This window comes from Salibaculum halophilum (assembly GCF_002094885.1).
GTDB lineage: Bacteria > Pseudomonadota > Alphaproteobacteria > Rhodobacterales > Rhodobacteraceae > Salibaculum > Salibaculum halophilum.
In genome coordinates, this window is record NZ_MSIT01000036.1 from 1 (window position 1) to 17,979 (window position 17,979).

Here is a 17,979-nt window from a genome sequence, read left to right on the forward strand (position 1 = left end):
ATCATGCGCGGGTCCGGTTGTGCAAAATCCGGCAGGACCTAGCACAGGGGCGACCCGGCCAAAAGGGGCCACCGGCGGCCGTGGCACGCGTCGGTGACGTGGGCGATGCGCAACACGTCGCAAACCCGCCTTTTCCGGACCATGCACCGACCTATCTTTAGGCTAGGGAGAGGCTGGGTCGTCGGGGCGACCCGCCGCGCATCGGTCAAGCGACAGGGCGGCAGGAGATGCGAGAACGACAAGGGCTCGATCCAACAGATATCCGCATCCTCAGCGCCGTGCAGAAACATGGCCAGCTGAGCAAGACCAGGCTTGCCGAAATCGTCAACCTGTCGGCAACGCCCTGCTGGGCGCGTCTGAACCGGCTGCGCGCGGCGGGCTACATCCGTGGCTATCACGCCGATATCGCGCTTGAGCGGGTCGTCGATGCGACGCGGGTGGTGGTGATGGTCTCGCTGACGCACCATCGCCGGGCCGATTTCGACCGCTTCGAGAAATACGTCGGCTCGGTCGACGAGATCATCACCTGCGTCGCGACTGGCGGCGGAATCGACTACGTCCTGACTGTGGTGACGCCCGGCCTTTCGGACTTTCAGGCCGTAATGGACAATCTGCTCTCGGCAGACCTCTCGATCGACCGTTACATGACCTATTTCGCGACGCGGCTGATCAAGGCCGAACAGCCCAACATCGCGAAACTGGCGGCGCGGGGCGGCCGATAAGATTTGCGACAGGCCCGTGTCGCTTTCGGGCAACGTGGTCCGATCGGGCTGCAAGTCCTTGAAACCAAGCCTGAACAGACTGCTCCAGGGCCGAATTTCAGGCCGCGTGAACAGGCCGGGCAGACTATGTCGGAGGAAGGAGACAATGCAGTCCGCGGGCGCGGCCCGAGGCGCAGTTGAGGGAGGACGACATGATGCAATCTCAGGACTTCGGTTTCGGAACCCAGATTCGCAAATCACCATATTTCGACGCGACCGTGCGCTGGGGCGCGCAGGGGTTCTCGGTCTACAATCACATGTACATCCCGCGCGACTTCGGCGACCCGGAACAGAACTTCTGGAATCTCGTCAACGACGCGATCCTCTGCGACGTGGCCGTCGAGCGGCAGGTGGAAATCACCGGCCCCGATGCCGCGCGCTTCACCCAGATGCTGACCCCGCGCGACTTGTCGACAATGGCAGTGGGCCAGTGCAAGTATGTCCTTATCACCAACGCTGCGGGCGGCATCCTCAACGATCCGATCCTGCTCAAACTGGCCGAGGATCGCTTCTGGCTGTCGCTGGCCGACAGCGACATCCTGCTCTGGGCGCAGGGCGTGGCCGTGCATTCGGGCCTCGACGTGACCATCACCGAGCCGGACGTCTCGCCGCTGCAACTGCAGGGGCCGAAATCGGGCGAGATCATGCGCACGCTCTTCGGCGACGAGATCACGGACCTGCGCTATTACTGGTTCATTGAGACCGAGCTGGACGGCATCCCGCTGATCGTCTCGCGCACCGGCTGGTCCAGCGAGCTGGGCTATGAAATCTACCTGCGCGATTCCGCCTGGGGCGATGCCCTGTGGGAGCGGATCATGGCCGTCGGCCTGCCCATGGGCCTCAAGCCCGGCCACACCTCGACCATCCGCCGGATCGAGGGCGGGATGCTGTCCTACCACGCCGACGCCGATATCCACACCAACCCCTACGAGCTGGGCCTCGGCCGGCTGGTCAACCCCGACATGGAGGCCGACTTCATAGGCAAGTTCGCCCTGCAACGCATCCGTGATAACGGTGTGACCCGCAGGCAGGTGGGTCTGGTCCTGGACGGTGAGCCGTTGGCGGGGCCGAACACCGCGTTCTGGTCGGTCAATCATGACGGTGAATTCGTGGGTCGGGTAACCTCGGCCGTCTACTCGCCCCGGCTGGACAAGAACATCGCCTTGGCCATGGTGGCGGTCGAGTCCGCCGAGTTGGGCACCGAACTACGGGTTCGGGCGCATTCCGGTGAAGCCGCCGCGCGGGTGGTGGAAAAACCCTTCTTCGACCCGCGCAAGCAGATCGCCGCGACCGGGGCCGCCAAGCCGGCCCAGGCCACCGGGTAGGGGCCGTCGCATGTCCGCCCCAGCGACCGCGCTGCCCCGGCCGCAGATGGGGGCAGTGGCCCCTACATTGACACGCGCGTCCCGTGCTGGCATTGGCCCGATCCATGGGTGGAGCTGACTATGACACCGGCCTCGACCGGACCCCGGCGAACCATCAGCCGCTGACGCCGCTGGGGTTTCTGGAACGCGCCGCCAGCGTGTTTCCCGATCACACGGCCATCGTGCACGGGGCCCTGCGACGCAACTACGCCGACTTCTACGCACGGTCGCGGCGTCTGGCCTCGGCGCTATCGGCCCGCGGCATGGGGCGGGGGGACACGGTCTCGGTCATGCTGGCCAACACGCCGGCGATGCTGGAATGTCACTACGGCGTGCCGATGTGCGGCGCTGTCCTCCATTCGATCAACACGCGGCTGGACCCGGCCGTCATCGCCTTTCAACTGGATCACGCCATGGCGCGGATCGTCATCGTGGATCGCGAATTCGCCCCGCTGATGCGCGAGGCCCTGGACCTGGCCACGGTCACCCCCGAGGTGATCCTCTACGACGATCCCGAATACGACGGCCCCGGCGACATGGACGGGGCCGACGACTACGAGGCCCTTGTCGCCGCGGGCGATCCCGACTTTGCCTGGCGCATGCCCGACGATGAATGGGACGCGATCTCGATCAACTACACCTCGGGCACCACCGGCGACCCCAAGGGCGTCGTCTATCACCATCGCGGCGCCTATCTTCTGGCCCAGGGCAACGCGCTGACGACCTCGATGGCCCGGCACAGCGTCTACCTCTGGACGTTGCCGATGTTTCACTGCAACGGCTGGTGCTTTCCCTGGACGCTGTCGGCCATCGCGGGCACGCATGTCTGCCTGCGGCAGGTCCGGTCCGACCCGATCTGGCGCGCGCTGGCCGAGGAGGGCGTGACCCATCTGTGCGGTGCGCCCGTCGTCATGTCGCTGATCGAGAGCGCTCCCGCGGCCGAGAAACGCCCGCTCGACCACCGCGTGCAGTTCTTCACCGCCGCCGCCCCGCCGCCGGAGAGCGTGCTGGCCAGCATGGATTCCGCCGGCTTCGACGTGACCCATCTTTACGGTCTCACAGAAACCTACGGCCCGGCGGTGGTCAACGAATGGCACGCCGACTGGTCGGTCCTGCCCGCCGCCGAACAGGCCCGGCTGAAGGCCCGGCAGGGCGTGCGCTACCTGCCGCTGGAACAACTCGACGTGCTGGACCCCGAGACGATGCAGCCCGTCCCCCGCGACGGCGAGACCATGGGCGAGGTCATGTTCCGCGGCAACGTCGTGATGAAGGGCTATTTCCGCAACCCGGAGGCCACGCAAAAGGCGCTGGCGGGCGGGTGGTTCCATTCGGGCGACCTCGGCGTCGTTCACCCCGACGGCTATGTCCAGCTCAAGGACCGCTCCAAGGACATCATCATCTCGGGCGGCGAGAACATCTCGTCGATCGAGGTCGAGGAGGCGCTCTACCGCCACCCGGCCGTTGCCGTGGCGGCTGTGGTCGCCATGCCGCACGACAAATGGGGCGAAACCCCCTGCGCCTTTGTCGAGTTGAACGCGGGCCAGCAGGCGGACGAGGCGACGCTGCGCGCCTGGTGCCGCGAGAGCCTGGCGCACTACAAGGTGCCCAACCGGATCGTGTTCGAGACGATCCCGCGCACTTCGACCGGAAAGATCCAGAAATTCGTCCTGCGGGAACGGGCGGCGGACCTTTCGGCCTAGTGTTCTGCGCCTGACGCAAGTTCCACGTTCGCCGCCGGTGTCCTTCTCCTTTCGACAACGGAGCGACCGTCGGCTTCGCGCAGGGAAAGGGCTTTGCAAGATAGTTCGCGATTTCCTGCCCCCGGGGCCGCAATAGCACCGAAGGTGCCCGGCCCCTCGGTCGTCATTGTCGCGCCATTGGTCCGAGCGACAATGGCGACACCGCCCGGACGGGCTGGCGATTTGTGAGGCTTGGTGCATTGCTCGGAGGTATTTCGGATGTGGCAGGGATAAAGTGCTGCTGCCCCTCCGGCGGATCGCCATCCCGCGGTCTAGCGAGGGGCCGTCCAACGTCCGCTCCGGGGCTGACTGCGGTTATCTGACGTTTTTGCACGGGATACTTGCCGTGCAGCCTGACGGCGGCCCTCACAAAGATATATTTTTTCGGTGCAAAACACTTGGGTCCACGGCGCGGCCCGCCGTCGCCCCGCTCACGCCGTCTGCTGCAGGATCGCCGCGATGTCCTCTTGCGTGAGGGCGACGGGGTTGGCCGCTGTGGACGAGGCTGACAGGGCGCGTTGCGCGACCTGCGGCTTGTCCTCTTCCGGCAGGTTCAGCGCGTCAAGGCCGGGCAGGCCGTGGTCGTCGATGAAGCGCCGCAAGGCCGCGCTGCCGCTGTCCTGCGGGGCCCCGAGGTGCCGGGCGAGAAGCGCGTCGATCTCCGCGATGCGGGCGGTCGACTGGCCGCCGGCCCGCAGCGCCGCCGCGTTCCCCTCCAGCGCCGCGGGCAGGAGCCGGCCGCAGATCGCCCCGTGCGCGCCGCCACGTCCGCCTATGACCGAGGCCAGGCCGTGCACCACCCCCAGCCCGGAATTCGCCAGCGCCAGGCCGCTGAGATAACTCGCCCGGGCCATGTCGTCGCGCGCCTCCGGGTCCTCGGTGCGCGCCAGTGTTTCCAGCGCCGCTAGCGCGGGCGGCAGGGCCGACCGTGCCAGCGCGTCGGTGACGGGCGTTGCGCGGTGGGTCAGGTAGCTTTCGATCAGCTGGGTGATCGCGTCCAGCCCGCTGGCCAGGGTCAGGGCGCGGGGCGCGCCATCGGTCAGGGCCGGGTCCACCAGCGCGAGGTCGGGCACGAGGCGCGCATCGCGCAGGCTGACCTTGGTGCGGCTGTCCGGCAGCCCGATGACGGCATTGCGCGTCGCCTCGGCCCCGGTTCCCGCGGTCGTCGGGATCGCGGCCATGGGCAGCGGGTCGGGCATAGGCCGCGGGGCAGGGCCGCCGGTGGGCAGGTAGTCGGCGGCGTCCCCCGCGCCCGGGGCCAGCCCGGCGATGGCCTTGCCCAGGTCGATCACCGCACCACCGCCCGCGGCCACGATACTGTCGGCGGCATGATCGCGCGCCGCCGCCACGCCCTGCCGCACGGCGTCCAGGTCGGGTTCGCCCCGCGACCAGACAGTTTCGACCGTGCAGCCGCGGTCGGTCAACGCGGCGTGCAACGCGTCGACCCAGGCCACCGCGCGCCCGCGCACCAGGACCACGCGCCGGCCCATGGCCGCGACAGCGTCGGGCGCCTCGGCGCGGGTGCCGCGCCCGAACAGGCTGCGTGCCGGGGCCGAGACCGCAAATGGTGTCATGGGGTGTGATAGTCGGCCAGCCGGGCGACCTCTTGGGCCGACCCCAGAACGACGGGCACGCGCTGGTGGTGCCCCTCGGGCGCGAGGTCGAGGATGCGCCCGGTGCCAAGGGTCGCGGCCCCGCCGGCCTGCTCGATGAGGAACGCCATGGGGTTGGCCTCGTAAAGCAGGCGCAGCTTGCCGCCTGCGCCATGGTTGTCGGCGTCGGCCGGGTAGAGGAAGATGCCCCCGCGCGTCAGGATGCGATGGACATCGGCCACCATCGAGGCCGTCCAGCGCATGTTGAAATCGCGCCCGCGCGGGCCGTCCTCGCCGGCCAGGCAGTCCGCGACGTAAGCGCGGATCGGGGCGGTCCAGAACCGCTGCCGCGAGGCATTGATCGCGAATTCGCCGGTCTCTTCGGGGATGCGCATGCGGGCATGGGTCAGGCGGAAATCGCCGGTCCCGTATTCGCAGGAAAAGCCGTAGACCCCGTGCCCGAGGCTGAGGACGAACATCATCGTCGGCCCGTAAAGGGCATAGGCCGCGCAGCGCTGCGCCGTGCCGGGCTTGAGCACGTCGGTATCGCCCTCCGCCGCGACCTGCGTGACCGAGAAGATCGACCCGACCGAGAGGTTCACGTCGATGTTCGATGACCCGTCCAGGGGATCGTAGAACAGCAGGTAATCTCCCGCCTCTGGCGACTTCAGCCAATGCGCGGCCTCGCGTTCCTCGCTAACGAGGGCAGCCAGGTCGGGCGAGTTCTCGCAGCTGCGCGCGATTATGTCGTCGGCGATCAGGTCGAGCGTCTTCTGGTCCTCGCCCTGGACGTTGACAGCCCCCGCATGGCCTTGCGTGCCCTCGAAGGCGGCGTTGCGCAGCGCGTTGCCTATCGCCCGGCAGGCGGAGGCGATGTCCTCGATCAGGAACACCAGGTTGGGGTCGATGGGGCCAGCCTGCCGGGTCAGGAACCGGCGCAGCGTCGGGTGCGGGTCGGTCACGGCGTCAATACCGCAGGGTGGCGTCGACGGCCCGCGCCCAGGCGGCGCACTTGCGCTGCCGGGTGGCCGCGTCCATCGCCGGGGTAAAGGTGCGGTCCACCCGCCAGCCCTTCGCGAAGGCATCCATGTCGGGGTAGACGCCCGCCCGCTGCCCGGCCAGCCAGGCCGCGCCGAGCGCGGTGGTTTCCAGCACCTCGGGGCGGTCCACCGGCGCATCGATGATGTCAGACAGGAACTGCATGGCCCAGTCGCTAGCCGTCATGCCGCCGTCGACGCGCAGGGTGGGACGCGTGCCCTCGACCTGCCAGTCGGCCTGCATGGCCTCGAGCAGGTCGCGCGTCTGGTAGCCAACGCTCTCCAGCGCGGCGCGGGCCAGTTCGGCCGGCCCGCTCGAGCGGGTCAGCCCGAAGACGGCGCCGCGGCATTCGGCGTTCCAGTAGGGCGCGCCCAGCCCGGTGAAGGCCGGCACCAGCGTGACCTCCTGTGTCGGATCGGCGGCCTCGGCCAGCGGCTGGGTCTCGCCCGCGTCGCGGATGATCCGCAGCCCGTCGCGCAGCCATTGCACCACCGCCCCGGCGATGAAGATCGAGCCTTCCAGCGCGTAGGTCGGCGTGCCGTCCAGCTGATAGGCGATGGTGGTCAGCAGGTGGTTTTTCGAGGCGACGGGCGTCTGCCCGGTGTTCATCAGCGCGAAACAGCCCGTGCCGTAGGTCGATTTCAGCATCCCCGGCTCGAAACAGGCCTGGCCCAGCGTGGCCGCCTGTTGGTCGCCCGCGACGCCGAGGATCGGGACTTCGCCGCCAAAGAGATCGGGCCGGGTCATGCCGAAATCGGCGGCGCAGTCGCGCACCTCCGGCAGCATCTGCGGGGGAATGTCGAACAAGTCGCAGATGGTGGACGACCAGCGCCCCTTGTGGATGTCATAAAGCATCGTGCGCGCGGCGTTGGTCGCGTCGGTGACATGGGCCGCGCCGCCGGTCAGCTTCCAGATCAGCCAGGTGTCGACGGTGCCGAAAAGCAGCTCGCCCCGGCGGGCGCGGTCGCGGGCGCCCTCGACCCGGTCGAGAATCCACTTGAGCTTGGTGCCCGAGAAATAGGGATCGGCCAGAAGGCCGGTGCGGTCCGTGATCGTCTTGTCATGACCGGCCGCGCGCAGCTCGGCGCAGTACGCGGCGGTGCGGCGGTCCTGCCAGACGATGGCGTTGTGGATCGGCTTGCCGGTGGCGCGGTCCCACACCAGCGTGGTTTCGCGCTGGTTGGTGATGCCGATCGCGGCGATCTGGCCCGGGGTGAGGCCGGCCTTCTCGATGGCGGCGCGGCAGGTGCCGGCGGTCGTGGCCCAGATTTCCTCGGGGTCGTGTTCGACCCAGCCGCTTTCGGGAAAATGCTGGGTGAATTCCTCTTGCGCGGTCGCGGCGATGCCCATGGCGGCATCGAAGAGAATCGCGCGCGACGATGTGGTGCCTTGGTCGATGGCGAGGACATGGGTCATGGAAAGGGTCCGCTTCGTTTGCTGGTAATCCCCGGGCCTGACCCGGGGATCTCCGGCCAAAAGATCATCCGGTCAAGCCGGATGATGACACAGGCAATTGTCACCGGGGCGCGCGGCGCGCGCCCCGGTGCCTGTCGTTACTGCCAGGACTCGATCAGCTCGTCGTACTTGACGGTGACCGGCTCCGGGTCCTCGTTCTCGAGGGCGGGCTTCGGCGCACCGGGCTGGTCGAGCCAGTAGCCGGGGTCGCGCTCCTCGTTCATCGCGGGCCCGATGTCACCCTGGACACCTGCACGCTCGAGACGCTCCATGACCTCTTCCTGCTGCTCGCAGAGCGCGTCCAGCGCCTCTTTCGGGGTCTTGGCGCCCGAGGACGCGTCGCCGATGTTCTGCCACCACAGCTGCGCGAGGCGCGGATAGTCCGGCACGTTGAAGCCCGTGTCGGTCCAGTTTTCACGCGCGGGCGAACGATAGAACTCGACAAGGCCGCCGAGGCGCGGCGCGCGCTCGGTGAAGCTCTCGTGCTCGATCGTGCTCTCGCGAATGAAGGTCAGACCGTAGTGCGACTTCTCCACGTCCACCGTCTTGGAGGCGATGAACTGCGCATAAAGCCAGGCGGCCTGCGCGCGGTCAACGGGCGTGGACTTCATCAGGGTGGCCGAGCCCACGTCCTGATAGCCGACCTTCATGCCCTCTTCCCAATAGGCCCCGTGCGGGCTGGGCGCGAGGCGCCATTTCGGCGTGCCGTCCTCGTTCATCACCGGCAGGTCCTCGTCGACCAGCGAGGCGACGAAGGTGGTGTAAAGGAACATCTGCTGCGCGATGGTCCCCTGGCCCGGAACCGGACCGGCCTCGGAGAAGGTCATGCCGGCGGCTTCCGGCGGCGCGTAGTTTTCCAGCCAGTTCTTGTACTTGTCGATGGCATAGACGGCCGCGGGGCTGTTCGTGGCGCCGCCGCGGTCCATGCAGGAGCCGACCGGCTGGGCGTCGTCGTTGACGCGGATGCCCCATTCGTCGACCGGAACGCCGTTCGGCAGACCCGTGTCGCCCATCCCGGCCATCGACATCCAGGCGTCGGTGAAGCGCCAGCCAAGGCTGGGGTGCTTGCGCCCGTAGTCCATGTTGCCATAGACCTCTTGCCCGTCGATCTCGCGGCCGGTGAAGAACTCGGCGATGTCTTCATAGGCCGCCCAGTTGACCGGAACGCCGAGTTCGTAGCCGTATTCCTCTTCGAAATCGGCCATGATCTCGGGATCGGTGAACCAGTCATGGCGGAACCAGTAGACATTGGCGAACTGCTGCACGGGCAGCTGGTAGAGCTTGCCGTCAGGTCCGGTGGCCGACGAGGTGCCGATGAAATCCTCGAGGTCGAGGTCCGGGTTGGTGACCGCGGCGCCGTCGCCGTCGATCCAGTCGGTCAGGTTGCGGACCTGCTGGTAGCGCCAGTGAGTGCCGATCAGGTCGGCGTCGTTGACATACATGTCATAGACGTTCTCGCCGGTCTGCATCTGGGTCTGCAGGCGTTCGACGACGTCACCCTCGCCGATCAGGTCGTGGGTCACCTCGATCCCGGTGATTGCCGTGAAAGCCGGCGCGAGGACCTGGCTTTCGTATTCATGCGTCGCGATGGTTTCCGAGACGACGTTGATTTCCATGCCCTGATAGGGTTCGGCGGCGTCTACGAACCACTGCATCTCGGCCTCCTGGGCCTCGCGGCTCAGCGCCGAGCGGTCGATATTCTCGTCCAGAAAGCCGCGCGCGGCTTCCATGTCGGCCATCGCCTGCCCGGAAAGCGCCATGAGCGCTGCCGTCGCGGTGGTCAGTTTGAACTTGAGGTTCATGTGGTGTCCTCCCTTTGAACCATTGCACGAGGGGGTTTGTTCGAGACCGGCCCCCTCCTTGTCCGGCCGCGTCGGGACCCGATCAGACCCAGCGGAAGACCGCGAGGGCGTAGATCAGGCAGACGACGAGGGCATAGGGTTGCTGTGCCCCCACGAGTCCGAGCCAGGCCAGATTGATGAAGGCCGAGCCCAAAAGGGTGATGAAAAGCCGGTCGCCGCGCGTCGTGTCGATCCGCAGGATACCGCGGCGCGGGGTTTCCGGGAACTTGACCGCGAGCACCGAGAAGATGATCAGCAGACCGGCGATGACCATGAAAAAGATCGCCGTCGGCCAGGTCCATGCCATCCATGCCATTGGATATACTCCCTTTTCCGGTTCAGACGCGGCCCAGGGCAAAGCCCTTGGCGATGAAGTTGCGCACGAAATAGATGACCAGCGCGCCGGGCAGGATCGTCAGCACGCCCGCGGCGGCCAGCACGCCCCAGTCGACGCCCGAGGCGCCCACGGTGCGGGTCATCGTGGCGGCGATGGGTTTGGCATCAACGCTGGTCAGCGTGCGGCTCAGCAGCAGCTCCACCCAGGAAAACATGAAGCAGAAGAAGGCCGCGACCCCGATCCCGCTTGCGATCAGGGGCATGAAGATCTTCACGAAGAACCGCCCGAAGCCGTAGCCGTCGATATAGGCGGTCTCGTCGATCTCCTTGGGCACGCCGCGCATGAACCCTTCGAGGATCCAGACCGCCAGCGGCACGTTGAACAGCGTGTGCGCCAGCGCCACCGCGATATGCGTGTCGAACAGCCCCACGGAACTGTAGAGCTGGAAAAAGGGCAGGGCGAAGACGGCCGGAGGCGCCATGCGGTTGGTCAGCAGCCAGAAGAACAGGTGCTTGTCGCCCACGAAGTGATAGCGCGAAAAGGCATAGGCTGCCGGCAGGGCCACCGCGAGGCTGATCACCGTGTTCATCGTCACGTAGATGATCGAGTTGATGTAGCCGGTGTACCACGCCGGGTCGGTCAGGATCGTGACGTAGTTCGCGAAGGTCAGGTCGCGCGGCCAGAGCGAGAAGGTGTTCAGGATCTCCGTGTTCGTCTTGAAGCTCATGTTCACCAGCCAGTAGATCGGCAGCATCAGGAACACGAGGTAGAGGATCATCACCACGAGGCGGCTGTTGACGCGGGGCAGGCCGCGCGGGCGGCTGGATGCCGGGGTAGCGGTCATGTCGGCCATGGGTCAGCCCTCCTGTTTGTCGAGGTTGGTCATCACGGTGTAGAACACCCACGAGACGAGAAGGATCACGAGGAAATACATGATCGAGAAGGCGGCGGCGGGGCCGAGGTCAAACTGCCCCAGTGCCATCTTGACCAGGTCGATCGACAGCAGCGTGGTGGCGTTGCCCGGCCCGCCGCCGGTGACGACGAAGGGTTCGGTGTAGATCTTGAAGCTGTCCATGAAGCGCAGCAGGATCGCGATGGTCAGCACGCCGGTCATCTTGGGCAGTTCGATGTAGCGGAACACTTTCCAGCGGCTGGCCTGGTCGATTTTGGCCGCCTGGTAATAGGCATCGGGGATCGACTTGAGCCCGGCAAAGGCCAGCAGGGCAACCAGCGAGGTCCAGTGCCAGACGTCCATGACGATCAGCGTCACCCAGGCGTCAAGCGTGTCCTGCGTGTAGTTGTAATTGATGCCGATGGCATCCAGCGTGTAGCCCAGCAGGCCGATGTCGACGCGCCCGAAGATCTGCCAGATGGTGCCGACCACGTTCCAGGGGATCAGCAGCGGCAGCGACATCAGCACCAGGCAGACCGAGGACCAGACGCCGCTTTTGGGCATGTTCAGCGCCACGAAGATGCCCAATGGCACCTGGATTGCCAGGATGATGCCCGAGAACATCAACTGGCGGCCGAGGGCGTCCCACATCCGCTCCGAGGCCAGCATGTCCTCGAACCAGATCAGGCCGGACCAGAAGAACTCGTTCTGGCCGAAGGTGTCCTGCACAGAATAGTTGACCACGGTCATCAGCGGGATCACCGCCGAGAAGGCGACCAGCACAAGCACCGGCAGCACCAGAAACCAGGCCTTTTGATTGACGGTCTTGTTCATCACGCGGCCTCCCCCTGCACCCGCCAGTCGTTGGCGTAGACGTTGACGTGGTCCGCATCGAAGGTGACGCGGTTCATGTCGGCGCTGACGCGGTCGTCCTCGCCGGCGATGATGTTGATGTCGTGGCCGAAGAACTCGGCCCGGATGATCTTGTGGCGCCCGACGTCCTCGACGCGGCGCACCTGCACCGGCAGGCCCTCGGTCTGCGACAGGCGCGCGTATTCAGGGCGCACGCCGATCTCGACCTTGCCCTCGGGCGGCCGGTAGGCCCGCCCCAGCGGAATGTCCGAGCCGTTGACAACGGCGCGGTCGCCCTGAACCTGCGCGGGGATGACGTTCATGCCCGGCGAGCCGATGAAATAGCCGACGAAGGTATGGGCGGGGCGTTCGAACAGTTCCTCGGGCGTGCCGATCTGCACGACGCGGCCGTCATACATCACCACGACCTTGTCGGCGAAGGTCAGCGCCTCGGTCTGGTCGTGGGTGACGTAGATCATGGTATGGCCGAAGTCGCGGTGCAGCGTCTTGAGCTGCGTGCGCAGCTCCCACTTCATGTGCGGGTCGATCACCGTCAGCGGCTCGTCGAACAACAGCGCGTTGACGTCCTCGCGGACCATGCCGCGGCCCAGGCTGATCTTTTGCTTGGCGTCGGCCGTCAGCCCGCGCGCCTTGCGGCGCAGCACGTCCTCCATGCCGATCATACGGGCGATGTCCTGCACGCGCTGGGCGACATAGCCCTCGTCGCGGCCGCGGTTGCGCAGGGGAAAGGCCAGGTTGTCGCGCACGGTCATCGTGTCGTAGACCACCGGGAACTGGAAAACCTGCGCGATGTTGCGTTCGGTCGTGGGCGCATGGGTGACGTCCCGGCCGTCGAACAGGATGCGCCCCTGGCTGGGCTGCAACAACCCCGAGATGATGTTGAGAAGCGTGGACTTGCCACAGCCCGAGGACCCGAGCAGCGCATAGGCCGCGCCGTCCTCCCAGTCGTGGTTGAGTTCCTTGAGCGCGAAATCCGCCTCGGAGGCCGGGTTTGGCAAATAGGAATGCGCGAGATTGTCGAGCGTGATCTTGGCCATCGGTTCCTCCCTCAGGCGGCGAGCGCATAGGCGGCGGGGGCGACCAGGCCGCCGTCCTCGCCGAAGATGTAGACATGGCGCGGGTCCAGCCAGACGCCGAGCTCCTCGCCCAGCGTCAGCTCATGCACCCCGTGGATCAGGCCGACCCAGCGTTCACCGTGGTGGTCGAGGTGCACGAAGGTCTCGGACCCGGTCAGCTCGGTCACGCTCAGCGTGGCGCGAAACTCCATCGCATCGGCCGTGTGCTGGCCGATCTCCAGGTGGTTGGGCCGGAACCCGGCGGTGTAGCGCCCGTCGGGCAGGTCGGCCAGCTTACCGGCGGCCGGGGCACTCTGGCCGTCGCCGAACATAATGCGCTCGCCGGTCTTCGAGATCGGCAGGAAGTTCATGGGCGGGTCACTGAAGACCCGCGCCGTGGTCGCGTCTACCGGCTGGCGATAGACCTCGGGGGTGGGGCCGAACTGGGTGATGCGCCCCTCCCAGAGGGTGGCGACCTTGCCGCCCAGCAACAACGCCTCTTCGGGCTCGGTCGTGGCATAGACGAAGATCGACCCCGCGGCCTCGAAGATCTTGGGGATCTCGATGCGCAACTCCTCACGCAGCTTGTAGTCGAGGTTGGCCAGGGGCTCGTCCAGCAGCACCAGCCCGGCATCCTTGACCAGCGCGCGGGCCAGGGCGCAGCGCTGCTGCTGGCCGCCCGACAGTTCCAGCGGCTTGCGTTCCAGCATCGGGGTCAGCTGCATCAGGTCGGCCGTCTCGCGCACCCGGCGGTCGATCTCGGCGCGGTCCATCCCCAGCAGTCGCATGGGCGAGGCGACGTTGTCATAGACAGTCATCGAAGGGTAGTTGATGAACTGCTGGTAGACCATGGCGACCTTGCGGTCCTGCACGCGCATGCCGGTCACGTCCTCGCCGCGCCAATAGACCCGCCCGCTGTTGGGCGCGTCCAGCCCCGCCATCAGCCGCATCAGAGAGGTTTTGCCCGACAACGTCGGCCCAAGCAGCACGTTCATGGTGCCCGCCTCGAGCGTCATGTCGGTGGGGTGGATGTGGGTCTGGCCCTCCACGCTCTTGGTCACGCCCTTCAATTCAAGCGTCATGCCCCTCTCCTCCTCATTCCGCGGCGTCCGCGCGGCTGGTATTCTCGGCCATCCAGTCCTGCAGCGCCGCGACCTGCGCCGCCTCCAACCGCAGCCCCAACTTGTTGCGCCGCCAGATCACGTCCTCGGCCGAACGCGCGTATTCGCGCGTCATCAGCCAGCGCACCTCGGCCTCGGTCAGGGTCGCGCCGAAGTCGCGGCCGAGGTCGTCGGCGCTGGCCGCATCGCCCAGAATGGCGCGCGCCTCGGTGCCGTAGGCGCGCACTAGCCGCAGCGCCCAGTCCCGGGTCAGGAAGGGGTGGTCGCGGCACAGGCCCGTCACCAGATCATCAACACCATCGACCGGGAAATCGCCGCCGGGCAGCGGAACACCTGCCGTCCAGGACCCCTTCGACAGGCTCAGATACGCACCGATCTGGTCCAGCGCGGCCTCGGCCAGCCGCCGGTAGGTGGTGATCTTGCCGCCGAAGACGTTCAGCACCGGCGCCCCGCCCGTCGCATCGACCTTGAGCGTGTAGTCGCGCGTGGCCGCCGTGGCGCTGCTGGCGCCGTCGTCATGCAGCGGGCGCACACCGGAATAGGTCCAGACGATGTCCTCCTCGCCCAGCTCCTGCTCGAAGTAGTTGTTGGCGAAATCCAGCAGGTAGCGGCGTTCGTCCGGCGTGCACTCGGGCTTGGCTGCGGGGTCGGCGTGTTCGGCATCGGTCGTGCCGATCAGGGTGAAGTCGCGCTCGTAGGGGATGGCAAAGATGATCCGCCCGTCGGTGCCCTGGAAGAAATAGCACTTGTCGTGGTCATAGAGCTTGCGCGTCACGATGTGACTGCCGCGCACCAGGCGCACCCCGTCGCTGGAATTGAGCCGCACGCGCGTCTGGATGACGTCGCCCACCCACGGGCCGGCGGCGTTGACCAGCATCCGCGCGCGGTGCGTCGTGGTCGCGCCGGTCTCGGTGTCGCGCGTCTCGATGCGCCAGAGGTCATCCTCGCGCGCCGCGCTGACCACCTCGGTGCGGGTGCGAATGCGGGCGCCGCGCGCCTCGGCGTCGCGGGCGTTGAGCACGACCAGCCGCGAATCCTCGACCCAGCAGTCGGAGTATTCGTAGGCCTTGGCGAAGCGATCCTGAAGCGGCACGCCTTCCGGCGCGGTTGTCAGGTCCAGCGTCGTGGTGCCGGGCAGGATCTTGCGCCCGCCGAGGTTGTCGTAAAGAAACAGCCCCAGCCGGATCAGCCAGGCCGGGCGGCGGCCCTTCATCCACGGCATGACCGTCGACAGCAGCTTCGAGGTGGGCGTCTCGGAGTCGAAGCGCATGTCCTTGTGGTAGGGCAGCACGAAGCGCATCGGCCAGCTGATGTGCGGCATGGCGCGCAGCAGCGTCTCGCGCTCGATCAGGGCTTCGCGGACGAGGCGGAACTCGAAGAATTCCAGATAGCGCAGACCGCCGTGAAACAGTTTCGTGGAGGCCGACGAGGTTGCCGAGGCAAGGTCGTTCATCTCGGCCAACGTGACGGACAGGCCACGGCCGGCCGCATCGCGGGCGATGCCGCAGCCATTGATGCCGCCGCCGACGATGAAGAGATCCGTGACCTCGTTTTCCGAGCCGCTGGTCAAGGCGTGGTCCTCCCTCGTGCCTCGCATCCTCCATGCGCGTCACCGTTTGAAGGTGTGACGAAATATAAAAAAACGCAAGAAGTTTGTGTTCGGAAATATTCGGTTTAAAATTTCTGACATATCTTCAGGGCCTTGCCAGGGTCCGGGCGCACGGGTGGCCAGCCGCCCGGCAGCATCGGTGTCGCCGTCGCGACGAGGGTCGTTCATCGGCTGATTCTGTTTGCCGGCGCGCGAATGTGTCGCCGCGCGGCGGCAAACCGAAAGAAAACGAAGAAATCCGATGGTCGGTCCTGCCCCGGCGTGCGAAAGGCCGGGCTGTTGGGCGGCCGGCGTGATCCGCGCAGATCCCATGCGTTTCCTGCATGGCGGCTTTGACCATTCGGCGGATTGTGCGCGCGCCGCATCCCCTTAGGTAACGTGGTGATCGACGCAAACCGCGCCGAAACGAAACACCAAACGAAAGAGGCCATCATGGCACATACGACCGACATCCGCGCGCACGGCCCCTCCCTGCGGGACCGCCTCGTCAACCTGCGAGACGCGCTGGCGCATCGCGCCGCACGGCGCAAGGCCTACCGGCAGACCTTCGACGAGCTGACCCGCGTCAGTGACCGCGACCTTGCCGACATGGGCATCCACCGCTCTATGATCCCGGCGATCGCGCAGCAGGCCGCCGACGAGGTCTGACCGATCCGGATTTCCGCGTCTCGGGCCGTGGCCTGTTGCGCCCGCCCAAAAAAGCACGGGGCGCGGGGCGACCCGTCCGGCGGTCAGGACAGCCAGTTCAGGATGCGCGCTGCGATCTCGGCCGGCGCCTCCTCGTGGGCCAAGTGGCCCAGATCGGGCAGGGTCTCGACACGGCAGGCGGGCATGCGCGCGGCGGCGCGCTCGGCGACGCGCGGCGGCACCGCCTTGTCCCGCGCGCCTGTGATGAAGAGGCAATCGGCCGCCAGCCGATCCAGCCGGCCAAGCAGCGGGTCGATCCGCCACTGCGCCATCATCTGCAGCGTTGCGTCCACATGGGCACGGTCCGCGATCAGTCGCGCGTAAAGCGCCAAGCCTTCATCGTCGAGCGGCGATCCGGTACTCTCGATCAGTCGCCGCGCGCGGGCGGTGCTGGGCGCGCCCAGTGAAAACAGCGATGCCGTCAGAGGGTTGAGCGCGAGCAGTTTCGCGAGCGCCGGGAAAAGCCAGCCGGCGGCTCCCTCGAAGTTGCCCAAGGCTGGATTGAGGCCGACGACGCGCGGGGGCATCTCGCCCGCGGCCTGGCGCATCTCGCTCAGGCGCAAGGCGATGGCGGCCCCCGCCGAGTGGCCGATCACCGCGCGAGGCGTCCAGTCGTTGGCCGCCAGTAGCGCCGCGATATCGTCGGCCATGCTGTCCAGTCCGCAGCGGCGCAGGGTGCCGGCTCGGGTAAACCCCTGACCGGGCAAGTCCAGCGCGACGACGTGGTACGTCTCGGCCAGGATCGGCTGCACGTCGCGCCAGCTGTGGGTCGAGGCCCCGGCGCCGTGCAGCAAAACCAGCGTGTCGCCGGTACCCGTTTCCTGCACGTGCCAGTCATGCGGACGGCAGCGCAGGCGGCGCGACAGCGCGCTGTTGGGCCAGTCGGCCAGGTCGCGGGTCCAGTCCATGGCTCAGCCCCCGTCCAGGGCGCGGTCGATGGCGCCTGAGAGGCGCTGCGCATCGGCGCGGGGCAGCTTGATGCAGTCCACCGCCAGCTGGCCGGCCAGCGCCGTGGCCTCGGGGCCGGGGCGCGGGGCCGTGTCGATCACGCAGCCCTGGTCGGTCATGCCGCGCAACAGCGCGGCGGTGGTTTCGGCGTCGGCGCGCGCGGTGGCGCGCCCGGTCGTGCCGTCCAGCGCGACATTGGCCCGGCCATCGGTGAGCAGGGCAAAGGCCGGGGTCAGCCCCCGGCGGCGGGCCTGTTCGGACAGCGCGGCGGCCGCTTGCAGCCCGGCCGCCAGTGGCGTGCCACCGCCGCCGGGCAGGGCGGCCAGCCGCCGCTTGGCCTGCACCAGCGAGCGCGTGGGCGGCAGCAGCGTCTCGGCCCCGGTGCCGCGAAAGGCGACCAGCGCGACGTGGTCGCGCCGGGCATAGGCCTGGCCCAGCAGCAGTTCCACCGCGCCCTTGGCCTCGGCCAGCCGCGCCATCGCCGCCGAGCCCGAGGCATCGACCACGAAGATCACCAGCCGGTCCGAGCGGTCCTCGTAGCGGCGCAGGCGGATGTCGCCGGGGTGGATGACGATCCGCGCCGTGCCGTGCCGCGCGCGCAGCCGCTGCCAGGGCGCGGCGGCGCGCAGGGTGGCGATCACGTCGATGCGGGCGCGGCCGTCGGGGC

General features: G+C 67.4%; 17 protein-coding genes. 4 read left to right on the plus strand and 13 right to left on the minus strand.

The annotated features are described in order from the left end of the window. Positions 1-227 precede the first annotated feature (227 nt). The 3 genes from BU124_RS13615 to BU124_RS13625 all read left to right on the plus strand — a co-directional run bounded on the left by BU124_RS13615 (position 228) and on the right by BU124_RS13625 (position 3,825). Positions 228-722, plus strand: a complete 495-nt coding sequence (locus tag BU124_RS13615) for an Lrp/AsnC family transcriptional regulator (RefSeq protein ID WP_084864121.1) — start codon at positions 228-230, stop codon at positions 720-722. Positions 723-913: 191 nt separating this feature from the next. Continuing rightward, the gene (locus BU124_RS13620) at positions 914-2,086 is read left to right on the plus strand and encodes a glycine cleavage T C-terminal barrel domain-containing protein (RefSeq protein WP_084864122.1); all 1,173 of its coding nucleotides are present in this window, start codon (positions 914-916) and stop codon (positions 2,084-2,086) included. A 104-nt stretch (positions 2,087-2,190) separates the two neighbouring features. Next, entirely contained in the window at positions 2,191-3,825 is a 1,635-nt protein-coding gene (locus tag BU124_RS13625) for an acyl-CoA synthetase (protein WP_084864123.1), read from the plus strand. Between the two features lie 470 nt (positions 3,826-4,295). On the opposite strand, the gene BU124_RS13630 is transcribed toward BU124_RS13625, so the two are convergent. From BU124_RS13630 to BU124_RS14660, 11 genes are all read right to left on the minus strand, one after another. Further along, positions 4,296-5,438, minus strand: coding sequence for an iron-containing alcohol dehydrogenase (locus BU124_RS13630; RefSeq protein ID WP_084864124.1), 1,143 nt, complete (start codon positions 5,436-5,438; stop codon positions 4,296-4,298). After that, positions 5,435-6,418, minus strand: coding sequence for a class 1 fructose-bisphosphatase (locus tag BU124_RS13635; RefSeq protein WP_084864125.1), 984 nt, complete (start codon positions 6,416-6,418; stop codon positions 5,435-5,437). Before BU124_RS13635 ends, BU124_RS13630 begins: the two co-directional genes overlap by 4 nt. Positions 6,419-6,422: 4 nt before the next feature. Beyond that, positions 6,423-7,910 carry a glycerol kinase GlpK gene (glpK, locus tag BU124_RS13640; RefSeq protein ID WP_084864126.1) on the minus strand — a complete coding sequence of 496 codons (1,488 nt, stop codon included), beginning with the start codon at positions 7,908-7,910 and terminating at the stop codon, positions 6,423-6,425. A 137-nt stretch (positions 7,911-8,047) separates the two neighbouring features. Beyond that, positions 8,048-9,751 (minus strand): ABC transporter substrate-binding protein, encoded by a 1,704-nt coding sequence (locus BU124_RS13645; protein WP_084864127.1) that lies wholly within the window; start codon positions 9,749-9,751, stop codon positions 8,048-8,050. 82 nt (positions 9,752-9,833) lie between these two features. Then, positions 9,834-10,106: a DUF2160 domain-containing protein gene (locus BU124_RS13650; protein ID WP_084864128.1), complete on the minus strand. Its 273-nt coding sequence runs from the start codon at positions 10,104-10,106 to the stop codon at positions 9,834-9,836. Between the two features lie 22 nt (positions 10,107-10,128). Then, positions 10,129-10,980: a carbohydrate ABC transporter permease gene (locus BU124_RS13655; protein WP_084864129.1), complete on the minus strand. Its 852-nt coding sequence runs from the start codon at positions 10,978-10,980 to the stop codon at positions 10,129-10,131. 3 nt (positions 10,981-10,983) lie between these two features. Continuing rightward, positions 10,984-11,853 carry a carbohydrate ABC transporter permease gene (locus BU124_RS13660; RefSeq protein ID WP_084864130.1) on the minus strand — a complete coding sequence of 290 codons (870 nt, stop codon included), beginning with the start codon at positions 11,851-11,853 and terminating at the stop codon, positions 10,984-10,986. Further along, positions 11,853-12,929 (minus strand): ABC transporter ATP-binding protein, encoded by a 1,077-nt coding sequence (locus tag BU124_RS13665; RefSeq protein WP_084864131.1) that lies wholly within the window; start codon positions 12,927-12,929, stop codon positions 11,853-11,855. The genes BU124_RS13660 and BU124_RS13665 overlap by 1 nt, the downstream gene beginning before the upstream one ends. 11 nt (positions 12,930-12,940) lie before the next feature. Further along, positions 12,941-14,029 carry an ABC transporter ATP-binding protein gene (locus BU124_RS13670; protein WP_084864132.1) on the minus strand — a complete coding sequence of 363 codons (1,089 nt, stop codon included), beginning with the start codon at positions 14,027-14,029 and terminating at the stop codon, positions 12,941-12,943. Positions 14,030-14,042: 13 nt separating this feature from the next. Continuing rightward, positions 14,043-15,638, minus strand: a complete 1,596-nt coding sequence (gene glpD, locus BU124_RS13675) for a glycerol-3-phosphate dehydrogenase (protein WP_425442467.1) — start codon at positions 15,636-15,638, stop codon at positions 14,043-14,045. A 39-nt stretch (positions 15,639-15,677) separates the two neighbouring features. Then, positions 15,678-15,989, minus strand: a complete 312-nt coding sequence (locus BU124_RS14660) for a hypothetical protein (protein WP_143530010.1) — start codon at positions 15,987-15,989, stop codon at positions 15,678-15,680. Positions 15,990-16,109: 120 nt separating this feature from the next. Here BU124_RS14660 and BU124_RS13680 point away from each other — a divergent pair, with 120 nt between their 5' ends. Continuing rightward, a complete protein-coding gene (locus BU124_RS13680) occupies positions 16,110-16,325 on the plus strand; it encodes a YjiS-like domain-containing protein (RefSeq protein WP_084864135.1) in 216 nt (71 codons plus the stop codon). Between the two features lie 83 nt (positions 16,326-16,408). On the opposite strand, the gene bchO is transcribed toward BU124_RS13680, so the two are convergent. After that, positions 16,409-17,272, minus strand: coding sequence for an alpha/beta fold hydrolase BchO (gene bchO, locus BU124_RS13685; RefSeq protein WP_084864134.1), 864 nt, complete (start codon positions 17,270-17,272; stop codon positions 16,409-16,411). A gap of 3 nt (positions 17,273-17,275) precedes the next feature. Beyond that, the coding region (locus tag BU124_RS13690; RefSeq protein ID WP_143530011.1) for a VWA domain-containing protein at positions 17,276-17,979 on the minus strand (704 nt) is incomplete at its 5' end.

What these genes read in the sequence shown, in the direction of transcription:
- BU124_RS13615 (WP_084864121.1), top strand. Translation starts at nt 228, where the DNA reads ATGCGAGAACGACAAGGGCTCGATCCAACAGATATCCGCATCCTCAGC.
- BU124_RS13620 (WP_084864122.1), top strand. Translation starts at nt 914, where the DNA reads ATGATGCAATCTCAGGACTTCGGTTTCGGAACCCAGATTCGCAAATCA.
- BU124_RS13625 (WP_084864123.1), top strand. Translation starts at nt 2,191, where the DNA reads ATGGGTGGAGCTGACTATGACACCGGCCTCGACCGGACCCCGGCGAAC.
- BU124_RS13630 (WP_084864124.1), bottom strand. Translation starts at nt 5,438, where the DNA reads ATGACACCATTTGCGGTCTCGGCCCCGGCACGCAGCCTGTTCGGGCGC.
- glpK (WP_084864126.1), bottom strand. Translation starts at nt 7,910, where the DNA reads ATGACCCATGTCCTCGCCATCGACCAAGGCACCACATCGTCGCGCGCG.
- BU124_RS13645 (WP_084864127.1), bottom strand. Translation starts at nt 9,751, where the DNA reads ATGAACCTCAAGTTCAAACTGACCACCGCGACGGCAGCGCTCATGGCG.
- BU124_RS13650 (WP_084864128.1), bottom strand. Translation starts at nt 10,106, where the DNA reads ATGGCATGGATGGCATGGACCTGGCCGACGGCGATCTTTTTCATGGTC.
- BU124_RS13655 (WP_084864129.1), bottom strand. Translation starts at nt 10,980, where the DNA reads ATGGCCGACATGACCGCTACCCCGGCATCCAGCCGCCCGCGCGGCCTG.
- BU124_RS13660 (WP_084864130.1), bottom strand. Translation starts at nt 11,853, where the DNA reads ATGAACAAGACCGTCAATCAAAAGGCCTGGTTTCTGGTGCTGCCGGTG.
- BU124_RS13665 (WP_084864131.1), bottom strand. Translation starts at nt 12,929, where the DNA reads ATGGCCAAGATCACGCTCGACAATCTCGCGCATTCCTATTTGCCAAAC.
- BU124_RS13670 (WP_084864132.1), bottom strand. Translation starts at nt 14,029, where the DNA reads ATGACGCTTGAATTGAAGGGCGTGACCAAGAGCGTGGAGGGCCAGACC.
- BU124_RS14660 (WP_143530010.1), bottom strand. Translation starts at nt 15,989, where the DNA reads ATGGGATCTGCGCGGATCACGCCGGCCGCCCAACAGCCCGGCCTTTCG.
- BU124_RS13680 (WP_084864135.1), top strand. Translation starts at nt 16,110, where the DNA reads ATGGCACATACGACCGACATCCGCGCGCACGGCCCCTCCCTGCGGGAC.
- bchO (WP_084864134.1), bottom strand. Translation starts at nt 17,272, where the DNA reads ATGGACTGGACCCGCGACCTGGCCGACTGGCCCAACAGCGCGCTGTCG.